General features: G+C 67.9%; 22 protein-coding genes. 7 read left to right on the top strand and 15 right to left on the bottom strand.

The features are described 5' to 3' along the window. Positions 1–150 precede the first annotated feature (150 nt). Both CHB64_RS05350 and CHB64_RS05345 read left to right on the top strand, forming a co-directional pair. On the top strand, positions 151–1,095 hold the full coding sequence (locus CHB64_RS05350) for a patatin-like phospholipase family protein (protein ID WP_089411590.1): 945 nt from the start codon (positions 151–153) through the stop codon (positions 1,093–1,095). A 102-nt stretch (positions 1,096–1,197) separates the two neighbouring features. Then, positions 1,198–1,716: a fasciclin domain-containing protein gene (locus CHB64_RS05345; protein ID WP_089411589.1), complete on the top strand. Its 519-nt coding sequence runs from the start codon at positions 1,198–1,200 to the stop codon at positions 1,714–1,716. 73 nt (positions 1,717–1,789) lie between these two features. Here the strand turns inward: CHB64_RS05345 and CHB64_RS05340 are convergent, their stop codons facing one another. Beyond that, on the bottom strand, positions 1,790–2,218 hold the full coding sequence (locus CHB64_RS05340; protein WP_089411588.1) for a CBS domain-containing protein: 429 nt from the start codon (positions 2,216–2,218) through the stop codon (positions 1,790–1,792). Between the two features lie 83 nt (positions 2,219–2,301). Then, entirely contained in the window at positions 2,302–3,039 is a 738-nt protein-coding gene (locus CHB64_RS05335) for a rhomboid family intramembrane serine protease (protein WP_089411587.1), read from the bottom strand. Positions 3,040–3,186: 147 nt separating this feature from the next. Between CHB64_RS05335 and CHB64_RS05330 the strand changes: the two genes are divergently transcribed. The 4 genes from CHB64_RS05330 (at position 3,187) to CHB64_RS05315 (ending at position 6,408) form a co-directional block, all read left to right on the top strand. Then, the gene (locus CHB64_RS05330) at positions 3,187–3,867 is read left to right on the top strand and encodes a PilZ domain-containing protein (protein ID WP_089411586.1); all 681 of its coding nucleotides are present in this window, start codon (positions 3,187–3,189) and stop codon (positions 3,865–3,867) included. 22 nt (positions 3,868–3,889) lie between these two features. After that, positions 3,890–4,534 carry a DUF4339 domain-containing protein gene (locus CHB64_RS05325; RefSeq protein ID WP_089411585.1) on the top strand — a complete coding sequence of 215 codons (645 nt, stop codon included), beginning with the start codon at positions 3,890–3,892 and terminating at the stop codon, positions 4,532–4,534. 284 nt (positions 4,535–4,818) lie between these two features. Next, a complete protein-coding gene (locus CHB64_RS05320; protein WP_089411584.1) occupies positions 4,819–5,574 on the top strand; it encodes a PhoH family protein in 756 nt (251 codons plus the stop codon). 78 nt (positions 5,575–5,652) lie between these two features. Next, positions 5,653–6,408 carry a hypothetical protein gene (locus CHB64_RS05315; protein WP_089411583.1) on the top strand — a complete coding sequence of 252 codons (756 nt, stop codon included), beginning with the start codon at positions 5,653–5,655 and terminating at the stop codon, positions 6,406–6,408. Between the two features lie 3 nt (positions 6,409–6,411). Here CHB64_RS05315 and CHB64_RS05310 read toward each other — a convergent pair whose 3' ends face one another. Both CHB64_RS05310 and CHB64_RS05305 read right to left on the bottom strand, forming a co-directional pair. Continuing rightward, positions 6,412–7,824, bottom strand: a complete 1,413-nt coding sequence (locus CHB64_RS05310; RefSeq protein WP_089411582.1) for a hypothetical protein — start codon at positions 7,822–7,824, stop codon at positions 6,412–6,414. Between the two features lie 9 nt (positions 7,825–7,833). Then, a complete protein-coding gene (locus CHB64_RS05305; protein WP_089411581.1) occupies positions 7,834–8,055 on the bottom strand; it encodes a DUF3126 family protein in 222 nt (73 codons plus the stop codon). A 196-nt stretch (positions 8,056–8,251) separates the two neighbouring features. Between CHB64_RS05305 and CHB64_RS05300 the strand changes: the two genes are divergently transcribed. Then, positions 8,252–8,758 carry a copper chaperone PCu(A)C gene (locus CHB64_RS05300; protein WP_159462420.1) on the top strand — a complete coding sequence of 169 codons (507 nt, stop codon included), beginning with the start codon at positions 8,252–8,254 and terminating at the stop codon, positions 8,756–8,758. A 17-nt stretch (positions 8,759–8,775) separates the two neighbouring features. Here the strand turns inward: CHB64_RS05300 and cysE are convergent, their stop codons facing one another. The 11 genes from cysE to CHB64_RS05245 all read right to left on the bottom strand — a co-directional run bounded on the left by cysE (position 8,776) and on the right by CHB64_RS05245 (position 19,012). Beyond that, positions 8,776–9,591, bottom strand: coding sequence for a serine O-acetyltransferase (cysE, locus tag CHB64_RS05295; RefSeq protein ID WP_089411996.1), 816 nt, complete (start codon positions 9,589–9,591; stop codon positions 8,776–8,778). 23 nt (positions 9,592–9,614) lie between these two features. Further along, a complete protein-coding gene (locus CHB64_RS05290) occupies positions 9,615–10,217 on the bottom strand; it encodes an NUDIX domain-containing protein (protein ID WP_089411579.1) in 603 nt (200 codons plus the stop codon). Continuing rightward, positions 10,214–11,098, bottom strand: coding sequence for a peptidylprolyl isomerase (locus CHB64_RS05285; protein ID WP_159462419.1), 885 nt, complete (start codon positions 11,096–11,098; stop codon positions 10,214–10,216). Before CHB64_RS05285 ends, CHB64_RS05290 begins: the two co-directional genes overlap by 4 nt. A gap of 14 nt (positions 11,099–11,112) precedes the next feature. Continuing rightward, positions 11,113–11,607 carry a preQ(1) synthase gene (gene queF, locus CHB64_RS15595; RefSeq protein ID WP_089411577.1) on the bottom strand — a complete coding sequence of 165 codons (495 nt, stop codon included), beginning with the start codon at positions 11,605–11,607 and terminating at the stop codon, positions 11,113–11,115. Between the two features lie 78 nt (positions 11,608–11,685). Beyond that, the gene (locus CHB64_RS05275; RefSeq protein WP_089411995.1) at positions 11,686–12,366 is read right to left on the bottom strand and encodes a response regulator transcription factor; all 681 of its coding nucleotides are present in this window, start codon (positions 12,364–12,366) and stop codon (positions 11,686–11,688) included. A gap of 85 nt (positions 12,367–12,451) precedes the next feature. Next, the gene (locus tag CHB64_RS05270; protein WP_089411576.1) at positions 12,452–13,957 is read right to left on the bottom strand and encodes a Do family serine endopeptidase; all 1,506 of its coding nucleotides are present in this window, start codon (positions 13,955–13,957) and stop codon (positions 12,452–12,454) included. A 144-nt stretch (positions 13,958–14,101) separates the two neighbouring features. Further along, positions 14,102–15,322, bottom strand: coding sequence for a bifunctional alpha/beta hydrolase/OsmC family protein (locus tag CHB64_RS05265; RefSeq protein WP_089411575.1), 1,221 nt, complete (start codon positions 15,320–15,322; stop codon positions 14,102–14,104). Positions 15,323–15,395: 73 nt separating this feature from the next. Next, positions 15,396–16,523, bottom strand: coding sequence for an ABC transporter permease (locus CHB64_RS05260; protein ID WP_089411574.1), 1,128 nt, complete (start codon positions 16,521–16,523; stop codon positions 15,396–15,398). Next, complete coding sequence (locus CHB64_RS05255) at positions 16,520–17,461, bottom strand: ABC transporter ATP-binding protein (RefSeq protein ID WP_089411573.1); 942 nt, start codon at positions 17,459–17,461, stop codon at positions 16,520–16,522. The genes CHB64_RS05260 and CHB64_RS05255 overlap by 4 nt, the downstream gene beginning before the upstream one ends. Beyond that, the gene (locus tag CHB64_RS05250) at positions 17,454–18,341 is read right to left on the bottom strand and encodes an HlyD family secretion protein (protein ID WP_089411572.1); all 888 of its coding nucleotides are present in this window, start codon (positions 18,339–18,341) and stop codon (positions 17,454–17,456) included. Before CHB64_RS05250 ends, CHB64_RS05255 begins: the two co-directional genes overlap by 8 nt. Beyond that, entirely contained in the window at positions 18,338–19,012 is a 675-nt protein-coding gene (locus CHB64_RS05245; RefSeq protein WP_089411571.1) for a TetR/AcrR family transcriptional regulator, read from the bottom strand. The genes CHB64_RS05250 and CHB64_RS05245 overlap by 4 nt, the downstream gene beginning before the upstream one ends. Between the last annotated feature and the right edge of the window lie 100 nt (positions 19,013–19,112).

The raw sequence follows: 19,112 nt of genomic DNA, 5'->3' as shown, positions 1-19,112 counted from the left end.
GGAGCCCTTTTTACGCGCACGCGCCTTCGGTCGCTCAGGCAGGCCCCCTGTCGGCGATTGCGCCAGACGGTTAAGAATGGAATCACCCGGAAAGGCGACAATCGGCCCGGACCACGCGCTATTCTGCTCATTGGGAAGGCCTGCAACGTCATGGCCGAAACCGTTTCGCAGCCGTCCTCCCGCACCCGGCCCGCTATCGGGCTGGCGCTGGGCGGCGGCGTCGCGCGCGGCTGGGCGCATATCGGCGCGGTGCAGCGTCTTTCCGAGCTCGGCGTCCGGCCGGACGTGGTTTGCGGCACGTCGGTCGGCGCGCTCGTCGGCGGTTTCTGGCTCGCCGGACGGCTGCCCGAGCTCGAAGCCTGGGCGCGCTCCCTCACCCGCCGGCGGATGCTCGCCTATTTCGACCTTCTCCTGAACGGCTCGGCCCTGATGGGCGGCAAGCGCCTGCGCCGGGCGATGCGGGAGTATCTGGGCGATCTCGCGGTCGAGGATCTGCCCGCGAAATTCGCGGCCATCACCGCCGAGCTGACGACCGGCCACGAGACCTGGCTGACAGAGGGCCCGCTCGCCGACGTCATCGAGGCGTCTTACGCGCTGCCCGGCGTCTTCCCGCCGCGCATCATGGACGGGCGCTGGCTGATCGACGGGGCGCTGGTCAACCCTCTGCCCGTGTCGGCCTGCCGGGCGCTCGGCGCGCGTCTGGTCATCGCCGTCGGATTGCACGCCGACGCTTTCACGCGCGCTTCGTTGCACCGCCGCGAAAAATACGAAACCAATGGCGAGAACGGGCCGGCCGGCCTCGCCGACGCGCCAGGCGGGCGCGTCGCCTCGCGCGCCGTGCTGCGCCGGCTGTTCGGCGCGGGAGGCCCTGCGCCCGGGCTCGGCTCGGTCATGCTCGCCTCGTTCAACATCGTCATGGACAGGATCACGCGCTCGCGCCTGGCCGGCGACCCGCCGGACGTGCTTCTCGCGCCGGCCGTCGGCCATGTCGGACTCCTCGAATTCGACCGCGCCGGCGAGCTGATCGCGTTGGGCCGACGCGCCGTGGACGAGCAGGCCGACGCCATTTCATCGGCGCTCGAGATGCTCGCCTGAGCGCGAGCGCGGGGGCCGGAACGGAATTAAAAATCCGTAAAGCGCCGATCCATCCGCGCGCATCCTCCGTATTCGTATCGTCGCAGAAAACCGGAGGATTGGATGCTCGTACGACTTCTCGCCGCGGCGGCGCTCGCCGCGAGCGCAGGTTTCGCGCCCGCCTTGGCGGGCGAAAAAGCCGAAAAGAACGCGCGCGCGGAGAAAGGCGACATCGTTGACGTCGCCGCTTCCACAGGCTCGTTCAACACCTTGATCGCCGCAGTACGCGCCGCCGGCCTCGAAGAAACGCTGCGCGGGGAAGGCCCTTTCACGGTCTTCGCCCCGACCGACGAGGCTTTCGCCGCCTTGCCGCCCGGAACGCTCGACGGCCTGCTCAAACCCGAGAACAAGCAGCAGCTCGTCGATATTCTGACCTACCACGTAGCGCCCGGGAAAACGAAGTCGAAAGACCTCGCCGGCAAGCGGCTGGACGTCGCCACGGTCAACGGCGCGACGCTCGCGATCGACGCCACGGACGGCGTCAAGGTGAATGGGGCCAATGTCGTGAAAGCAGATGTCTACGCCGACAATGGCGTGATCCACGTTATCGACTCGGTGCTCATGCCGCCTGCGGATCAGTGAACATCCGGGCCCCGATGAAACGAAAGAGAGGCGTCGCGACGCCTCTCTTTTTCACGGTGCGGAGAATGAAAAGTCACGAGGAGATATATTCTCGCAAGGCCGCGGCCTCGCGTTCCGTCTCCTCGATCTTGCGCTTGACCACGTCGCCGATCGAAACAATGCCCGCAAGCGCGCCGTCGCGCATCACCGGCACATGGCGAATGCGGCGCTCGGTCATCTTCACCATGAGGTCGTCGATCGTATCTTCCGGCGCGCAGGTGATGACTTCCGCCGTCATGCAGCCGGAAACCGGCTTGTTCAGGGCCTCGGCGCCTTCCGCGCGCAAGCGGCGCACGATGTCGCGCTCGGACAGAATGCCGGCGACGCCGCCGGAAGCGTCTTTTACGACGACCGCGCCGATATTCTTCTCGCCCAGGACTTTCACCGCGTCCGCGACGCTGGCGTCGTCCCTGACGGAATGAACCGCCGCGCCCTTCGTCTGAAGGATCTGTTCGACTTTCATCCGAGCCTCCTTCGCGCATTGGCGCAAGTTTGCGTCAATGGGACGGAGCCGGCAATAGCCGCGCCGCTATCGCGCCGCCCCTCTCACCGCGCCCGCAGCCGCGGCTCGAACAGGGGAAAGGCGATAAGAGCGAACAGATAGCCGCCGATATGGGCCTCCCAGGCGATCCCGCCGCGGGACAGCCCCAACGCCGGCGCGAGAAAGCCGAGCGCGAGATTGAGCGCGATGATCACCGCCGACCAGACAAGAACGGAGCGGCTCGTCAGCCGCGCATAGAGCGCCGGCGCGGCGTCGGGACGCGGCGCCGGGCGCAGCGCGAACCGCACGAGCGCGCCGAGCAATCCGGAAACCCCGCCTGAGGCGCCGACCAGAATCGCCGTCTCGCGCGGATGCGCCGCGATATAGACGAGCGCGCCGGCGACGCCGGACAGAATGAACAGCGCGAGAAACCTCCCGGCGCCGGTCCAGGGCGTCGCCGGCCGGTTCGCGCCGGCCGCGACGGCCGCGCGCAGCCGCGCCGCGACCGGCGCGCCGAAGGCGAGCAGCCAAAGCCCGTTGAGCGCCAGATGCGCGAAATTGGCGTGCACGAACATATGCGTCGCGAGCGGAACGATCGCGCCCGCCAGCCCCCCGTATCCGTTCGCGCCGTCAAGAAAGCGCCGCGGCGAGAGCGCGAACAGCCAGTCGACGCGCGCCAGCGCCGCGACCGGCGCGAGCCAGAGGGCGGCGAAGGCCGCCCCCAACGCGATCAGCAGCGCCGTCACGACCGGCGGCGCGTTTAAAATCGCCTGACGCGAGCCTGATTCGCCGCTTTCGTTCATCGCACAGTCCGTTAACGAGATTTAACCTTAACGCGCCGGAACATCGCCCGCGCGGCATAGAGGAGCCGGCCCCCGGCTGCAAACCTTTGTTCACCTTGCCGGCGTACAGATAGCGAAGCGTCTGGAGCTTCGCGCGGGCAAAGGCGAATGGCGGTGCAAGCGAAACAGGTCCAACCGGCGGCCGGCCCGGAGCCGGAACAGGTCGAACGGCGGCGTCACGCGCGAGTCGAACTGCCTTTGAAGGCCCGTTATCTCACGCGGAACGGGTCCGAGCACGCCTGTCTTGTGGCTAATATCTCGGCCGGCGGCGCGCTTTTGCGCGCCAGGCATCCCCCCCGCGAGAACGAATCAATCGTGCTTTACATCGACGAAATCGGCCGTTTCGAAGGAAAGGTGGTCCGGGCGGGGCGGCATTCCTTCGCCGTCGATTACCGCGGCCGGCGCGCGAAATCGGCGCGCACGGCCGATTCCCTGACGGAGCTTCTGAACAATCACGGCCGGCGCATCGATCGGCGCGCCATGCCGCGCATCCGTCATGACGCGCCGGCGACCGTCGTGCTGGAAAACGGCGAGACCATCCCCTGCTCCATCCTGGACATTTCTCTAACCGGCGCGTCGATCGAGATCGAGCCGCGCCCGCCCCTCGGCGCGACGCTCAGGCTCGGCAAGATGGCGGCGAAGGTCGTCCGCCGCCACGAGAAAGGGGTCGCCGTCGTCTTCAGCGGCGCCGCGGACAAGATGGACAGCGTCATTAACGACGCCACGAGCAGAACGGATACTGGCGCCGAGCTTGCACGATCGTTCGGCAGAAAAGGCGTTCACGCCTGACTGCTAACGATCGGGGACGTTCATGGTCGCCATAGAGAGCTGGTGCGTCAAAGTCGCCGAGCGCGTTTACGGGCCGTACACGACCCAGCAGCTGCGCCGGTTCGCCCGGCAGGGCCGGTTCGCCGCCCGATCGCTGGTCGCGCCCGCCGGAAGCCGGTCCTGGCGCGAAGCGAGACACGAGCCCGCCTTCGCCGCCCTGTTCGACGAAGGGACCGGCGGCCCGTCGGGCGATGTGAATCGCTGCTTCGGCAAGCGCGTTTCGCCGGCCGCCAAGCGCGAGCCTGACGGCCGGGAGCCGCCGGCGCGCCTTGCGACCCGCCTGCCCCCGACCCTGACGCCGCGGGGCGCCGTCGCCGACGATGGCGCGATGGCCAACTTCGTGATCGTGTTCGACGTCGTCAGCGCTGCGGCGAGCCGCGTGGAACCCGCGATCTTGAGTCTCGGACCGGCGTTCAGAATCGCCGACAATGTATGGACGGTCTGCTGCGAGCTCACGGCGGTGGGCGTGCGCAACGCGATCGCGCCGTATCTCTTGCCGCGCGAGCCTATTTTCGTCGTCGACGCGACGCGCGGGCGCACCGCCTGGCAGAATTATACGCCCGAGCTTCACGCCAAGCTCGCCGCGGCCTGGCTGGGGCAACCCGAAGCGGCGCGGCTCGCAGGCTGACCGGGCGCCGCATTCTTTCGTGAAACTTCCGCGAACCCCTTCGTCCGCTATCGTTCTTTCATCCGAATGCGGTTAGTATCAACGCGTTGACTGATTCGCGTCGTTGTCAGGCGGGCGGATGCTGGTTGCGCGATCCGGGCGAGTTTTCGGAAGGCCCTGCGCCGCAAAGCGCTGCTGCAGCATCGCCCGATGGCGATGCGAGGAACGGGACGGCCGCGAAGGCCTTTCGGCGGATTTCCGTTTCGGTCGACGCAGATCCCCTTGCATGAAACAGGAGACGGTTGATGGCGAAGCGCTCCGCGCGGCGCGCCCTTCGGCGCGTTCATGACGCATACGGTCAAATCGAAGGCGACAATGTGAGACGCCTGTTCGACGACGCCGGCTGGTCCCCTCTCAACGACGCGCAGCGCGAGCAGAAATACCGAAAGAACATCCGGGCGCAGAATGACTCGCAGCGCCTCCTGCTGGAGGCGCTCGACGCGGCGCCCCTCGTATTCGCCGTCGGCGCGGCCGGCACCGGCAAGACCTATCTCGCCGTCGCGAAGGCGGTCGAGGCGCTCGAAGCCGGCGAGGTCCGGCGCATCGTGCTTTCGCGGCCGGCGGTGGAGGCCGGCGAGAGTCTCGGCTTTCTGCCGGGCGATCTCGAAGACAAGATGTCGCCCTATCTGCGCCCGCTCTACGACGCGCTATGCGACCGCCTATCGCACAAGCGCCTCAAGGCGCTCATGGCCGAGGGCGTGATCGAGATCGCGCCCATCGCCTATATGCGCGGGCGCACGCTCAACAACGCCTTCGTGGTCATCGACGAGGCGCAGAACTGCACCTATGCGCAGCTCAAGATGCTGCTGACGCGGCTCGGCTGGAACTCGCGCATGGTCGTCACCGGCGACCCGGCGCAGTCGGACCTCCTGCCGGGCATGTCGGGCCTTGAGGACATCCTCGTCCGGCTCGATCCCCTCGCCAGCGTGACGATCGTGCGCTTCACCCGGGCCGACGTGGTCCGGCACCCGGTGGTCGCCGAGATCATCGAGGCGCTGTAGCGCGCTTCCGCTCCGCACCGGGCCCGTGTTAAGCAGACGCGAAGCAGGCGGCGGCACGCGACGCGCAGGCGCAGGATCATGGGAACTGGCTACGGTTTCGGCGGCGAAGAGATCAAGGAGGAGTCGAGCTGGCGCTATCCGCTCGCGATCTTCGTCGCGACGCTGATTCTCTGTGCGATTTTCCTTTACTATTATGTCGGGCCGAGCGTCGACGAGTTCAGCGGCAACGTGCCGAGCCCGGCCATCAGCGAAGAGCCGGTAAGCTTCACGGTAGGCGGCGTCGCCTTCTCCGCCCCGGCCAACTATACGGTCTACCCGCGCGACCGCCGCGGCGGCGAGCGCGACGAGGTGGCGCTTTACGCGCTCTGGCCGACGCTGGCCGGCTACGCGCCGGCGCGGCGCTCCGACTTCCTCGAGAACGCCCCCGATACGCGGCGCATCGACATTCTCATCGCCGAGCGAACCTCCGTCTTCAACGAGGCCGAGCGGGTCGAGGAGCTGTATCTTCCCCAGACGACCGACCGTCGGGGCGCGCGCACGCCTTACCAGCTCGTGAAATACGCCTTCCGCGACCAACGGGTCAACGTGCCCACCAGCGGTTACGCCAATACGGAGCTTTACCTCGGCGAAACCGAGGAAGGCGAACTTATCGCGCTATTCTGTTTCAGCGAAACGGCGGACCTTCCGAGTCCGGAATGCTGGCGCGAATATGAGCTCGGCGACAAGGTGGCGGTGAGCTACCGCTTCAAACGACCCTATCTGCCGGAATGGCGCGCCATAGATGCGCGGGTGCGCGCGTTCGTCCGTGCAATGATGAAGGACGACGGCCGGTAAGCTTCAAAAGCGCTCCCGGCCCCCCAGTCCGCTCAGCGCGACGAAAAGCGGCGGCGTCAGGACGAAGCCGATCAGCGCCAGCAGCAGCGCGTAAAGCGCGACGCTCGTCGCCTGACCGAGCGCGCCTGTCGCGCCGGCCGCATAAAAAGCGCCCGCGCCGAACAGCAGGGCGAGCGCGAAGCGTCCGGCCGCTTCGGTCATCGCCGTCTCCATCGTCTCGCGCGCGTTGCGCCGCGGGCTGCGCGCGTCGCGCCAGGCCAGCGCGAGCTGGCCGAAAAGGCCGGCGGCGAACGCCGCGGCGGCGGCTTCGCCAAGCGGATCCGGCCGGGCGAAGCCGATCAGATCCGCGCCCCACCGGCCGAGCACGATCGCCGCCGCGAGGGTCGCCAGCACGAAGAGCCCGCATCTTATAGACAGGAACGAGACCATCGCCGCCAACGCCGCCAGCGCTGCGAAGGCTCCATCGCGAAGCGCGGGCGGGCTACGCATTTCGAAGGCGACGGCCACGAGGACGATGCCCGCGACGGCCGCAACCGCATAGGCCGAACGCACGGGAAGGGCCTGTCGCAAAGGCCGCCACGCTCGCCGCTGCGCCTGCCGGCGGCGGTTCTCCTCTACGGCGAGCTGTTCGCCGCCGCGCGACAGCGACAGCCCGCCCGCGGCGAGGAACGCGCCGCTCGCCGTCACGAGCCCCACGGCGGCCGCGCTCGCCCAGGCCCGGCTCAGTCCGCCGGCGTTGTGCGCCGCAAGCCCCGTCGCCAGCGCCGCAAGCCCCGCGCCGTAAACGATCAGCGGCAGCGCGCGCCCCAAAGCCAGACCGGCGGCTGCGCGGCTGGATGCGCCGCGCGCAAAGGCCGCCGCATAGTCGGCCGCGACGCCGGCCGCCACGAGCCCGGCGAATGCGAGCGCGAGCCCGGCGAGGAGCGCGATCTCGCCCTCTCCCCCGAGCCGGGGCGCAGCGAGGCCGATCGCGCCGGCGACGCCGAGAATCGAGGCGGCGGCGCCGATCGCCGCGCCCTTCAGATAGACGCGTGCGAGCGTCCCGCTCGCGGCGAGAGTCAGCGCAAGGAAGAATGCGCATCCGGCCAGCCGCGGGTCGGGCGGAGACGGAAGGAGCGGCGCGAAGCGCGGCGCGAAAACATAAACGGCGACGCCGGCCGCGCCGACGAGCGCCAGAACCGCCCCCGCGGCGATCCTGCCGCGCGGCAGGAGGGCGCAAAGCGCCATGGGCGCGAAGGGAAGCAGAGCGAAAGCCGTAAGCAGCTGCGCGCTGGCGCGCAGCGTCGCTTCCGCGCCCGGCGTCTCCCATACGCCGGCTACGGCAAGAGCCGAAAGCCCGAAGGCGAACACCAGCGCGACAAGAACCGGCCTGTCCGCAGCCGCCCCGCCAAGCAGGCCGATACGTTCCGAGTCCAAGGCCCCCTCTCAGTCGGCGCGATCGGGAAGGTCCATCTCCAGAATGGCCATGTTGAAGTCGTAAGAGACTTCGCCGTCCTCGTCATCACGGAAGATGACGCCGAGAAACTCGTCGCCCATATAGACTTCTGCCGAATCGGCCTTGTTGGGCCGGCGGCGCACCGACAGGCTGGGCGAGTTGAACTTCGTCCTCAGATACAGCTGCAGTCGGGCGATTTCCGACGGTTCCATGGCGCACATCCCGGGCCGCTTCAGATGGGCCCCTCTTAACGCCATCCGCGGTCGCGACGCAAACCGGCGCCCGCCGACATGCGGCGTCTCGCGCGCTCGACCTTTCGGGCGCGCGCGAATACCATCCGCCGGAATTTTTCCAGGCCGGCCGCGCGCAATGAGGCCGGCCGTCGCGCTCAGAGGCTGGAGACAGGACATGGACCGACGTCTGGCGATCGCGCTCGCCGCCTTCGCCCTCGCCGCCTGCGGAAAGAACGGCGAGGAATCCCGGGCCGCCGCGGGCCCGGCCGGTTGCGGCCAGGACGCCGAGGGCGTCGTCGTCGCCGACGCCTGGGCGCGCGCCGCCGACGCCGCGCAGCCGGGAACGGCGGCCTATTTCACCCTGTGCAATGCGGGCGAGGAAACCGTTTATCTGGCCGGCGTCGAAAGCGACGCCGCCGCGACCGCCGAAATGCACGAGACGACGCGCTCGCCCGAGGGCGTCGTGCAGATGAACCGGGCCGAACGGGTGGCGCTGCCGCCGGGCGAGCCCGTCGCTTTTGCGCCGGGCGGCGCGCATGTCATGTTGATGGAACTCGCGCGCCCGCTCGAGGAAGGCGGCTCCACGCGGCTCACGCTCTCCTTCGAAGGCCACCCCCCGGTGACCGTCGACGCCGCGGTCAAGGCGAAGACCGGGCCTTCGAAAAGCCATCAAAATCACTGAAGGCGCGACGCGCGACCCTATTCGTCCGCTTCGTTTTCGAGTCGCTGATCCATCGTCTCGGCCGGCGTTTTGGCGCAGTCGCCGACCGGCACGGCCGGCACGCCGGCGACCGTGCAATGGGGGCGGACGGACTTCAGAACGACGCTGCCGGCGGCGACCTTCGCGCCTTCGCCGACCTCGATATTGCCGAGCACCTTGGCGCCGACGCTGATGAGCGCGCCGCGCCGGATTTTCGGATGTCGGTCGCCGATCTCCTTGCCGGTGCCGCCGAGGGTGACGTTCTGCAGGATCGACACGTCGTCCTCGATCACCGCCGTCTCGCCGATGACGACGCCCGTCGCGTGGTCGATGAACACGCCTTTGCCGATCCGGGTAGCGGGATGGATGTCGACCTGGAACAGCTCCGACATGCGGCTTTGCAGATAGAGCGCGAGCGCGCGCCGATTCTTCCGCCACAGCCAGTTGGCGACTCGCTGGGCCTGCAAGGCGAGATAGCCTTTGAAGTAAAGGAACGGCTGGACGTACTCGAAGCAGGCCGGATCCCGTTCGTACACGGCGAGAAGATCCGCGAGCGCAGCTTCGACGATGCGCGGCTCATTGCGATAGGCCTCCGCGCACACTTCGCGCCACAGCATGGCGTTCATCTCGCGGTCGGACAGCTTCTGCGCGAGACGATAGGAAAGCGCGTCCTCGAAGGTCGGGTGGTTGAGAATCGTCGCGTGAAGGAAGCTCGCCAGGGCCGGCTCCTGCGCCGCGCTCGTCGCCGCTTCGACGCGCATCCGCGACCATGTCTGGTCGGTTGAGAGTTTGACGACCTTCACCGGACCGGCCATGGCGTCTTCTCCTTCGGCTTCGCTCATCGCTTCAGAACAAGGTCCGAAATGGCGTCCGGCAGCGCCCCGCGCAAGGCCTTGGCGTAGGCCGTCAGCGCCATCACGATGGTCAGGCTGTCGCGAATTTGCCCGCCCAGCACCTCCTCGATCAAGGCAGGAAATCTGATTCGGCGTATAGACAACGCCTCCGACGCCTCGGGCGCGGCCTCTCCCGGATGCAATCCCCAGGCGAGAAAGCAGACCGCCTTTTCGTCCGTGACCGAGTTCGAAATGTCGAAAGCGGCGAGTTCGAGCCAGCGCTCGGCCGTCAGGCCGGTTTCCTCGGCGAGCTCCCGCCGGGCCGTCTCGATCGCGGATTCGTGATGCGGCCCGCCGCCTTCCGGCAGCTCCCAGCTATAGGCGTCATGCGGAAACCGGTGCTGGCCGACGAGCCAGACGCAGCCTTCCTCGTCCACCGGCAGGACGCCGACCGCCACGTTCTTGAAACGCACCACTCCGTATTGGCCCGCCGCGCCGTTCGGATGCTCGACCGCATGGTCGACGACCGAAATCCACGGATTGTCATAGACGATCCTTTCGGAAAGCACCGTCCACGGCCCGACCCGACGCGGCGGCGGGCCGCTCATGAGGCCTCCCGGCGCCGCACGGGGATCGGAAGCTGACAGACGTCGACATGGTTTGGCCGGCGATAGAAGAACGCTTCCGGACGGTTTCGGCGCGACTCCGCGTACTCTTGGAAAATTTCAGCATCCGTACGAAGAATTTCGAGCGGCGCGCGCGCCGACGCCGGCAGATCCGCGGCGACGCGAACGGACAGGATGGTCTCGCCGAGATCGCCTTCGGGCGTTTCGGCCGGCGCGACGCGCCTTAAGGCCTGGATATGCTCCATGCCCTCGACGACGCGGCCGAAGACCGAAAGATTGCGGTCGAGATAGCGTTGGGGCTGCAAGGTTATGTAAAACTCCGTACCCGCCGTATCCCGCCCCTCGTCGCGCGCCATGGCGATCGCGCCCGCGCAGTGCAGATGCCACGCCCGCCCGCTCGCCGCGTCGTAGCCGGTCGGCAGGCTCGCGGCGAATCCGACCTCGGGCGCATAGCCGTCGGCGTCGGGAAGCGCCGTGAAGCCGAGCCCTTCCGGCGCCCGCTCGTCGAACTCGGCGGAAAGCGTTTTCGCCGCAGTCTTTACGTCGCGCGTTTCGAAAAGATCGCCGCCCTGGGCGACGAATCCGTCGATGACGCGATAGAAGGAAAGCCCGTCGTAAAACCCTTCCCGCGCCAGCGCCTTGATCTGCGCGACATGGTCCTGCGCGAGAACCGGCGAAAGCATGACGACGACGCGCCCGCGTTCGAGTGCGATATAAAGCGTGTTTTCAGGATCGAGCGCGCGCCAGTCCTCCGACGCGGACGCGGCGAGGATCTCCGCGCTTGATCGCTTTCCTTCGAGCGGATCGGCATGCGCCGACGCCGTCGCGGCGAGCAACGCAAGGGCGATGCTTGTCGGTTTCACGGGTCTTCCCCCTTTCATCCGCGCCCGCGATAGGCGGGCACGCCCTGATCCGGCAGCCACAGGCCCGCAGGCGGCTCTCCGGTCTGATAAAAGACGTCGATGGGAATGCCGCCGCGCGGATACCAGTAGCCTCCGATCCGGAGCCAGCGGGGCCTCGTGGCCGCGACGAGGCGCTTGGCGATCGTCACGACGCAGTCTTCGTGGAAGGCGCCGTGATTGCGGAACGAGGCGAGAAACAGCTTCAGCGACTTCGATTCCACGATGAGCTTCGCCGGGGCGTAGTCGATGACGAGATGGGCGAAGTCCGGCTGGCCGGTGACCGGACAGAGCGAAGTGAACTCCGGCGCAACGAAGCGCGCGAGATAGAGCGCGTCGGGGTGCGGATTGGGAACCGTCTCGAGCCGGGCCTCATCGGGCGAAGCCGGCAGGGCCGCCTGTTTTCCCAGAAGCGACAGATCGCCGGCGGCGGGTTTTCTTGCGGCGCGGCGCGTGGCGTTGGCTTTCGGCATGGGCGCAGTCCGGCGGCTCGGGTCGAGGCTGATATAAAGCGCTCCGCCGGATTTGGCCACGTCCCGGCCGGACGCCGGCTAATCCGACTCGGAAATGGTGTAGCCCGCGCCCCGGATGGTCTTCAGCAAGGGCTTATCGAAATCCTTGTCGATCTTGGCGCGCAGGCGGGAGATGTGCACGTCGATGACGTTCGTCTGCGGATCGAAGTGATACTCCCAGACGTTCTCCAGCAGCATGGTGCGGGTGACCACATGGCCTGCGTGCCGCATCAGATATTCGAGCAGGCGGAACTCGCGCGGCTGAAGATCGATCTTGCGGCCGGCCCGGCGCACCGTGCGCGTAAGCAGATCCATTTCGAGATCGCCGACGACATAGCGCGTGGTGACCTTCGCAGGCGCGCTCCGGCGCCGGCCGAGCGCCTCGACCCGGGCGAGCAGCTCCGGAAAGGCGTAGGGCTTCACCAGATAATCGTCGCCGCCGGCCTTGAAGCCGGTCACCCGGTCGTCCACCTCTCCGAGCGCGGACAGAAACAGCGCCGGGGTTTCGTCGCCGTCCTCGCGCCGCCGGGTCAGCAGCGACACGCCGTCCAGCTTCGGCAGCATGCGGTCGATCACATAGGCGTCGTAGTCGCCCGCGCCGGCCATGTTGAGACCGGTCTCGCCGTCGAGGGCGTGATCGACCACGTGACCGGCTTCGCGCAGGCCCTTGGCGACATAGGCCGCCGCTTCGGCGTCGTCTTCCACCAGCAGGATTCGCATCATCCGTCCCTATCGCGCCAGGCGCGCGCCGCCCGCGCCGGCCGCCTGCGCCAGGCGGGAGCGACGCGGGCATGCTTTACTCGCTCTACTCGGCCGTTTTCAGGGGCAACGCGCCGAACTGTTTGACTTCGCCGGCCTGGAACCGCATCAGCACCGCCTCCTTGCCGGCTTTTTGGGCGTCCTCGATAACCTTCTTGAGGGCGTTCGGCGAGGTCGCCGGCGCGCCGTCCACTTCGAGAATCACCATTCCGGTTCTGAGCCCCGCCGTCTCGGCCGGGCTGCCGCGGCGCACGCCGGTGACGACGACGCCGCGCACGTCTTCGGGAATGCGGAACTGCTGGCGCAACGGACCGTTGAGCTCCGAAACCCTGAGTCCGAGATCGGTCGACAGGCTGTCCTCGCCGCCGCGCGGTTCCGGCCGGTTCGCGGCGGCCGGCGATTCGTCGCGCGAGCCGAGGGTGACGGTCAAGGTCCGCTCTGAACCGTCGCGCAGCACCCGAACCTTCACCTTCTGGCCGGGGGGCAACGCCGCGACGCTGCGCGTGAGATCGCGCGGATCGGCGATCTCCTTGCCCTCAAGCGCCAGCACGAGGTCGCCGCTGCGGAAGCCCGCGCGCTCGGCCGGCGTGTCGGGGATGACTTCGGCGACGAGCGCGCCTTTCGCCTCCTTGCGGCCGAGAGCGGCGGCGATCTCCGTCGTCACCGGCTGAATCGACACGCCGAGCCAGCCGCGCACGACCGAGCCGTTCCGGATGAGCTGCGCCACCGTCTCCTTGGCCACGCGCGCCGGGATGGCGAAGCCGATGCCCATATTGCCGCCGTTCGTCGAATAGATGGCCGTGTTCACGCCCACGACCCGTCCCTTGAGATCGAAGGTGGGCCCGCCGGAATTGCCGCGATTGATCGGCGCGTCGATCTGGATGAAGTCGACATAGGTCGCGTCGCGCCCTTCCCCGCCGATGGCCGAAACGATGCCCGCCGTCACCGTGCCCGAAAGGCCGAACGGGTTGCCGACCGCGACGACCCAGTCGCCGACGCGCAGATTCACGTCCTCAGCGAATTTCACGAAGGGCTGATTCTTCGGCGGATCGACCTTCAGCACGGCGAGATCGGTGAGCGGGTCGGCGCCGACCAGCTCCGCCGAGAGGACCGCGCCGTCGTTGAGGCGCACCTGTATGCGGTCGGCGCCGTCGATCACATGGTTGTTGGTGACGATATGGCCTTCGCCGTCCACGAAGAAGCCGGAGCCCTGGGCCTGCATGCGCTCGGTTCCTTCCTCGCCGAAAGGCGAGCCGAAGAAATCGTCGGGATCGCCGAACCGGAAGCGGAAAAACTCCTCGAGCTGGCTGGGCAGCTGCGGACGCTGGACCTCGCGCTCGACGAGCACGCTCACGACCGCAGGGCGGACGCGCTCGACGAGATCAGCGAAGGACAGCGTGCCGTCTGCCGCGACGGGCGGGGCGAGCAACCGGGGCGCCTGCTGGGCCTCGGCCGTCATGCTGATCACGCCGAGCGCCGCGACGACGCCCGCCGCCGCGCCGATCGCGCCCGCCCTGAGGGCGCCGGTTCCGGATTTTTTCGATACGCTCATAAGTCCTGCATCCTCTTGCCGCGCCCCCGTCCAGGGTCGCTGTTTCGGGAATCGGCCTGCGATTCGATTTTCCTGTTCGTCGGAACTATTTAGGGCCCGACCAAGGCGGAAGCGAGCCCGGCGGATTAAAAATCGTTAAACGAATCAGGCGAGCCGCGAGACGATTTTCACGCCGTCCGCGAGCATTCTGTTGACCGGGCATCGGTCGGCGATCTCAAGCAGCCGCGCGCGCTTCTCCTCGTCGAGTTCAGGGCCTTCCGCGGCGACCGTTTTTTCGAGCGTGCGCGCAAGGTGCGCCCCCTCGCCTTCGGCTCGCTTGACGGTCACCTTCAGGGTTTCCAGCTCCCAGCCTTTCCGCTCCGCATACATGCGCAGGGTGATGGCCGAGCAAGCGGCGAGCGCCGCCTCGACGAGGCGCGTAGGGTTGGGGCCGAGCCCATCGCCGCCGTCTTCCTCGTCCGCGTCCACGACGAATTTGTGCCCGCCCGCCGAGGCGGCCGTCGCATAGCGGCGTTCGGCGATCAGCACGGCCTCGCCGCCGTCGAGCCCGTCCGCGCGGCGCATTTCCAGCCTGTCGCTTTCGTCTGCGTCCGACGCCACGCCCGGCAGATAGCGGCTCGCCCAGGCGGCGATGACGGCGCCGGCGTAGCGGGCGTCCCTCGGATCGCGCAGCAGGTGATCGGCCCTGTCGAGACTGACGAAGCTCTTGGGATGCTTCGCGGCGAGAAAGATCTTCGTGGCGTTCTCCACCCCGACGATCTCGTCCAGCGGCGAATGCAGGACGAGCATCGGCTTCTTGAGCGCGGCCGCGGCGGCGAGCACCCTGTCGCGGTCCAGGTCGTCGAGGAACTGCTTTTTGATCGTGAACGGACGACCCGCCAGCGAAACGGTGGCGTAGCCGTTCTTTTCGATTTCTTCGCGCTTCTCCTCGATATGCCGCGCCACATGGGCGGATTCGGCCGGCGCGGCGATGACGGCGACGCCCTTTGTTTCGGGAATCCGCGTCGCCGCGACGATCGCCGCGGCGCCGCCGAGCGAATGGCCGATGACGACCGACGGCGCTTCGAACTCTCGGCGCAGGAAGTCCGCCGCTTTCAGCAGATCCTCCACATTGGAGGAGAAATTGGTGTTGGCGAAATCGCCTTCCGAAGCACCAAGGCCGGTGAAATCGAAACGCAGCACGGCGAAGCCTTCGGCGCGCAGCGCGCGGGCGATTTCGCGCGCCGCCTTGATGTCCTTGGTGCAGGAGAAGCAGTGCGCGAACAGGGCGAAAGCCCGCGGCTTGCCTGAAGGCAGCTCCAGAGCGGCGGCGAGCCGGGCGTCCTGCGAGCCGTCGAACTCGATCTTCCTTGTCGATTCGGGCACGGATGGCCTCCCTTTCCGCTATCCCGATAGTACGCGCCGCAACGGACGGCGTCATCCCGGCTCAGGCGCTTTCTCAATCAAGCGTCCGTCGAAATCGCGTGAGCGCCGCGACGGCCAGGACCGCGAAAATGACGGCGAGCGGAACGAGATCGCCCGTGATGTCGGCGAGACCTGCGCCTTTGAGCATCACCTCGCGCACGATGCGTAAAAAATGCGTGATCGGCAGGCATTGCCCGATCGCCTGCGCCCAGCCCGGCATCGCCGCGAAGGGAAACATGAAGCCCGAGAGCAGGATCGACGGCAGGAAGACGAAGAAAGTCATCTGCATCGCCTGCATCTGGGTCTTGGCGACGGTGGAGATCATGTAGCCCAGCATCAGATTGGTGAAAATGAACAGCGCCGCCGCCAGCGCGAAGGCGCCGGGCGCGCCTTCGAAAGGAATGCGGAAGACATGGGCCGCCGCGCCGAGCACGATGGCCGTCTGAATGACCCCGACGAGAATGTAGGGCGTCGTCTTGCCGATCATCACCTCGACGGGAAGGACGGGCGTGGAAAGCAGCGCCTCGATAGTGCCGCGCTCGTTCTCCCGGGTGAGCGCGATCGACGTTATCATGATGAGCGTCATCGTCAGGATGACGCCGAGCAGCCCGGGCACGATGTTGAATGCGGTCACCCCGGCGGGATTATATCGGCGATGCACGATGATCTCGAACGGCGCCGGCGCGCCCCTGAGCCGCGTCGGCAGACGATCGAGCTCCGGCGCGAAGGCGCGCGCGGCGATCTCGCGGGCCGCCGCGATGGCGCCGCTTGAGGCCACAGGGTCGGTCGCATCGGCGGCGAACAGGATCTCCGGCCGCGCGCCGCGCACGAAATCGCGCTCGAAATTCTCCGGCACGACGATCAGGAAGGAAATCTTTCCCGCCCGAAGCAGGCGCTCGCCCTCGCCTTCGCGGCGCGCGATCGTCACGATGTCGACATAAGCGGACTGCCGCAGCGAGGCGAGAAAACTGCGCGTGAGCGGGCCGTCGTCCTTGAGCTCGACCGCCGTCGGCAGATGGCGCGGGTCGGTGTCGATGGCGAAGCCGAACAGCGCGAGCTGCATGATCGGCACCATGATCATAATGGCGAAGGTGAGCCGGTCGCGCCGCATCTGCACCAGCTCCTTCGCGAAGACGGCGAGGATGCGGGAAAGCGAAATCACGGCCCCGCCCCGTTGAAGTTGTCGGCGACTTCGCTCATCAGAAAGATGAACGCTTCTTCAAGGCCCGGCTCGAAACGATCGGCGCGCCCGCCTTCAAGGCCGCGGATGCGTTCGACGGCGCGCGCGAGCGCGCGGACGTCCCGCCCGCAGACGTGAATGACGACGCCGAAGCGCGCGAGCACCTCGACGCCCGGCGCGCCTTTGAGCCGGCGTTCGGCCTCGTCGAGGTCGTCGGCATGGACCTTGAAGCCTTTGAGCCCGACCTGAGAAGGAATATCCCTGCTCGGCGCGTCGATCAGTTTCTTTCCGTAAGCGATATAGGCGATCCGGTCGCACTGAACCGCCTCGTCCATGTAGTGAGTTGATACGAGCGTCGTCACGCCCTGCGCCGCATATTGACGAATCGCATCCCAGAAATCACGGCGCGCTTTCGGGTCGACGCCGGCCGTCGGTTCGTCGAGCAGCAGAAGCTCCGGCTCGTGGATCATGCAGGCGGCGAGCGCGAGGCGCTGTTTCCAGCCGCCGGAGAGCCGTCCGGCGAGCTGTTTCGCGCGCCCTGACAGGCCCAGTTCGGCGAGCGCGGCGTCGACCCGCCGGCGCCCGCGATCCATGCCGTAGAGCCGTACGAAAAATTCGAGATTCTCGCGGATCGAAAGGTCTTCGTACAGCGAGAAGCGCTGCGTCATGTAGCCGACCCGCGCCTTGATCTTGCGGCTTTCCGCGAGCACGTCATAGCCGAGGCAGGTTCCTGATCCCGCGTCCGGCCTCAGCAGGCCGCAGACCATGCGGATGGTCGTCGTCTTGCCCGAGCCGTTGGGCCCGAGAAAGCCGTAGATGAGCCCCCTGGGCGCCGCGAGATCGAAATGATCGACGACCGTTTTGTCGCCGAAGCGTTTCGTCAGCCCCCTGACGTCGATGACGAGCTCGCGGTCAGCCATGGCCGGGCGCCTTGACGTCCACCGGCAGGCCGGGCCGCAGCCCCTGCGGTTCGAGCGGGCGAGCCTCTATCAGGAACATGAGCTTTTCGCGCTCCTTGAGGCTGTAGATCACCGGCGGAGTGAACTGCGGCTGCGTCGCAATGAAGATGATCCGTGCACGGCGCTCCGCAACGCAACCGTCGCAGGAAAAGGCCACCTCGTCGCCCGGCGCGAAGGATGCGAGCATCGGCTCCGGCGCAAAGAAGCGGATCTTAACGTTCTCCGGCGGCAGCAACGCGACCACCGGATCGCCGGCGGCGACGACTTCGCCGACGCGGCGATAGACGCGCTCGATGCGCCCCGCCGCAGGCGCATGAACGGCGAGATCGGCGAGCCGCCGGCGGGCGAGGTCGGCCTCCGATTCGGCCGATCGCCATTCCCGCCGCGCCGCTTCGCGTTCGGCGAGCGCGCGTTCGAGCCGCGCCGTCGCCGCCTCGTAACGGGCGCGCTCGTCGTCGAGGCGCGCCTCGGAGACGAAGCCGTCCTCATGCAGCGCTTTCGCGCGCGCATAGGCGTCGCGGGCGCGCGCGAACTCGGCCTGCGCCTCGGCGACCGCCTGATCGAGCACGCCGGATTCGGCCGCGCGCGTCTCGGCCGCGGCGGCGGCCGCCGCCGCGCGCGCGGCCGCATAAGCCATGCGCGCCGGATCGAGACGGAACAGGAGATCGCCCGAAGCGACGCCGTCGCCTTCCGTCACGGCGAGCTCGGAGACCACGCCGGCCTCCTGCGGGGCCATATACAGATAATCCGCTTCGACATAGCCCGACAGCGCGCGCGGCTGTTCCTGCGCGCAGGACGCCGCCAGCGCCGCCGCGAGCGCATATGCGAGCCGGACCGTCACGCCGCCTGCGCCCTGAGGCCGCGCATCAGGAGATCGACATGCGCGCGCGCTCTTTCCGCTGGCGGCGCGTCTCCTGTCTCGCCGCCCAGCACATGCGTCCACATGGCGTGAATGAGGATCGGTCCGATCATGGCGCGCGCGGCCGTGGTCGGATCGACGGGCCGGAACGCGCCTTTCTCGATCCCGGCGGCGAGCAACGCGGAAAAGGCGGCGAGCCCCTCCTCCACCACGTTCTTGCGATAATGGACGCCGATCTCCGGAAAACGTCCGCTTACGGACAGAACGAGTCGCGGCACGGCGAAGACGCGCGGGTTTTCGATGAGCGTCATCATCGCCGCCACGATGGCGCCGAGCGTCGCGACCGGATCGTCGCCTCCGGCCTCGGCGAGCGCGCGCATCCGCCGCGCCACCGGCGCGATCTCGCGCTCCACGAGGCCGCGCAGGATCTCCTCCTTGCTGTCGAAATAGAGATAGACGCCGGCCTTGGAGATGCCCGCCCGCGCGGCGACGTCTTCGACGCGGGTGGCGTCGAACCCGCGCTCGTCGAACTCCGCCAGCGCCGCGTCGAGGATCTCGTCGGGGCGCTCCTCGGCGCGCCGGCGCCAGCGCGGCCGCCGCGTCCCGGTTCTTTCTCCGGCCCGTTCTTCCCTGCTCCGCCTGGCCGCGCCCATCGTTGGTCGCGCCTTTCGCGCCAGAAACTAACTGACTGGTAAGTTAGTTTCTGGCGGCGCGCGCGTCAAGCCCGGCCGGCGAGGGGCGCCGACGGCGCGT

The organism is Amphiplicatus metriothermophilus, assembly GCF_900199215.1.
Classification (GTDB): domain Bacteria; phylum Pseudomonadota; class Alphaproteobacteria; order Caulobacterales; family Parvularculaceae; genus Amphiplicatus; species Amphiplicatus metriothermophilus.
This window is presented reverse-complemented; position numbering and strand designations above follow the sequence as displayed.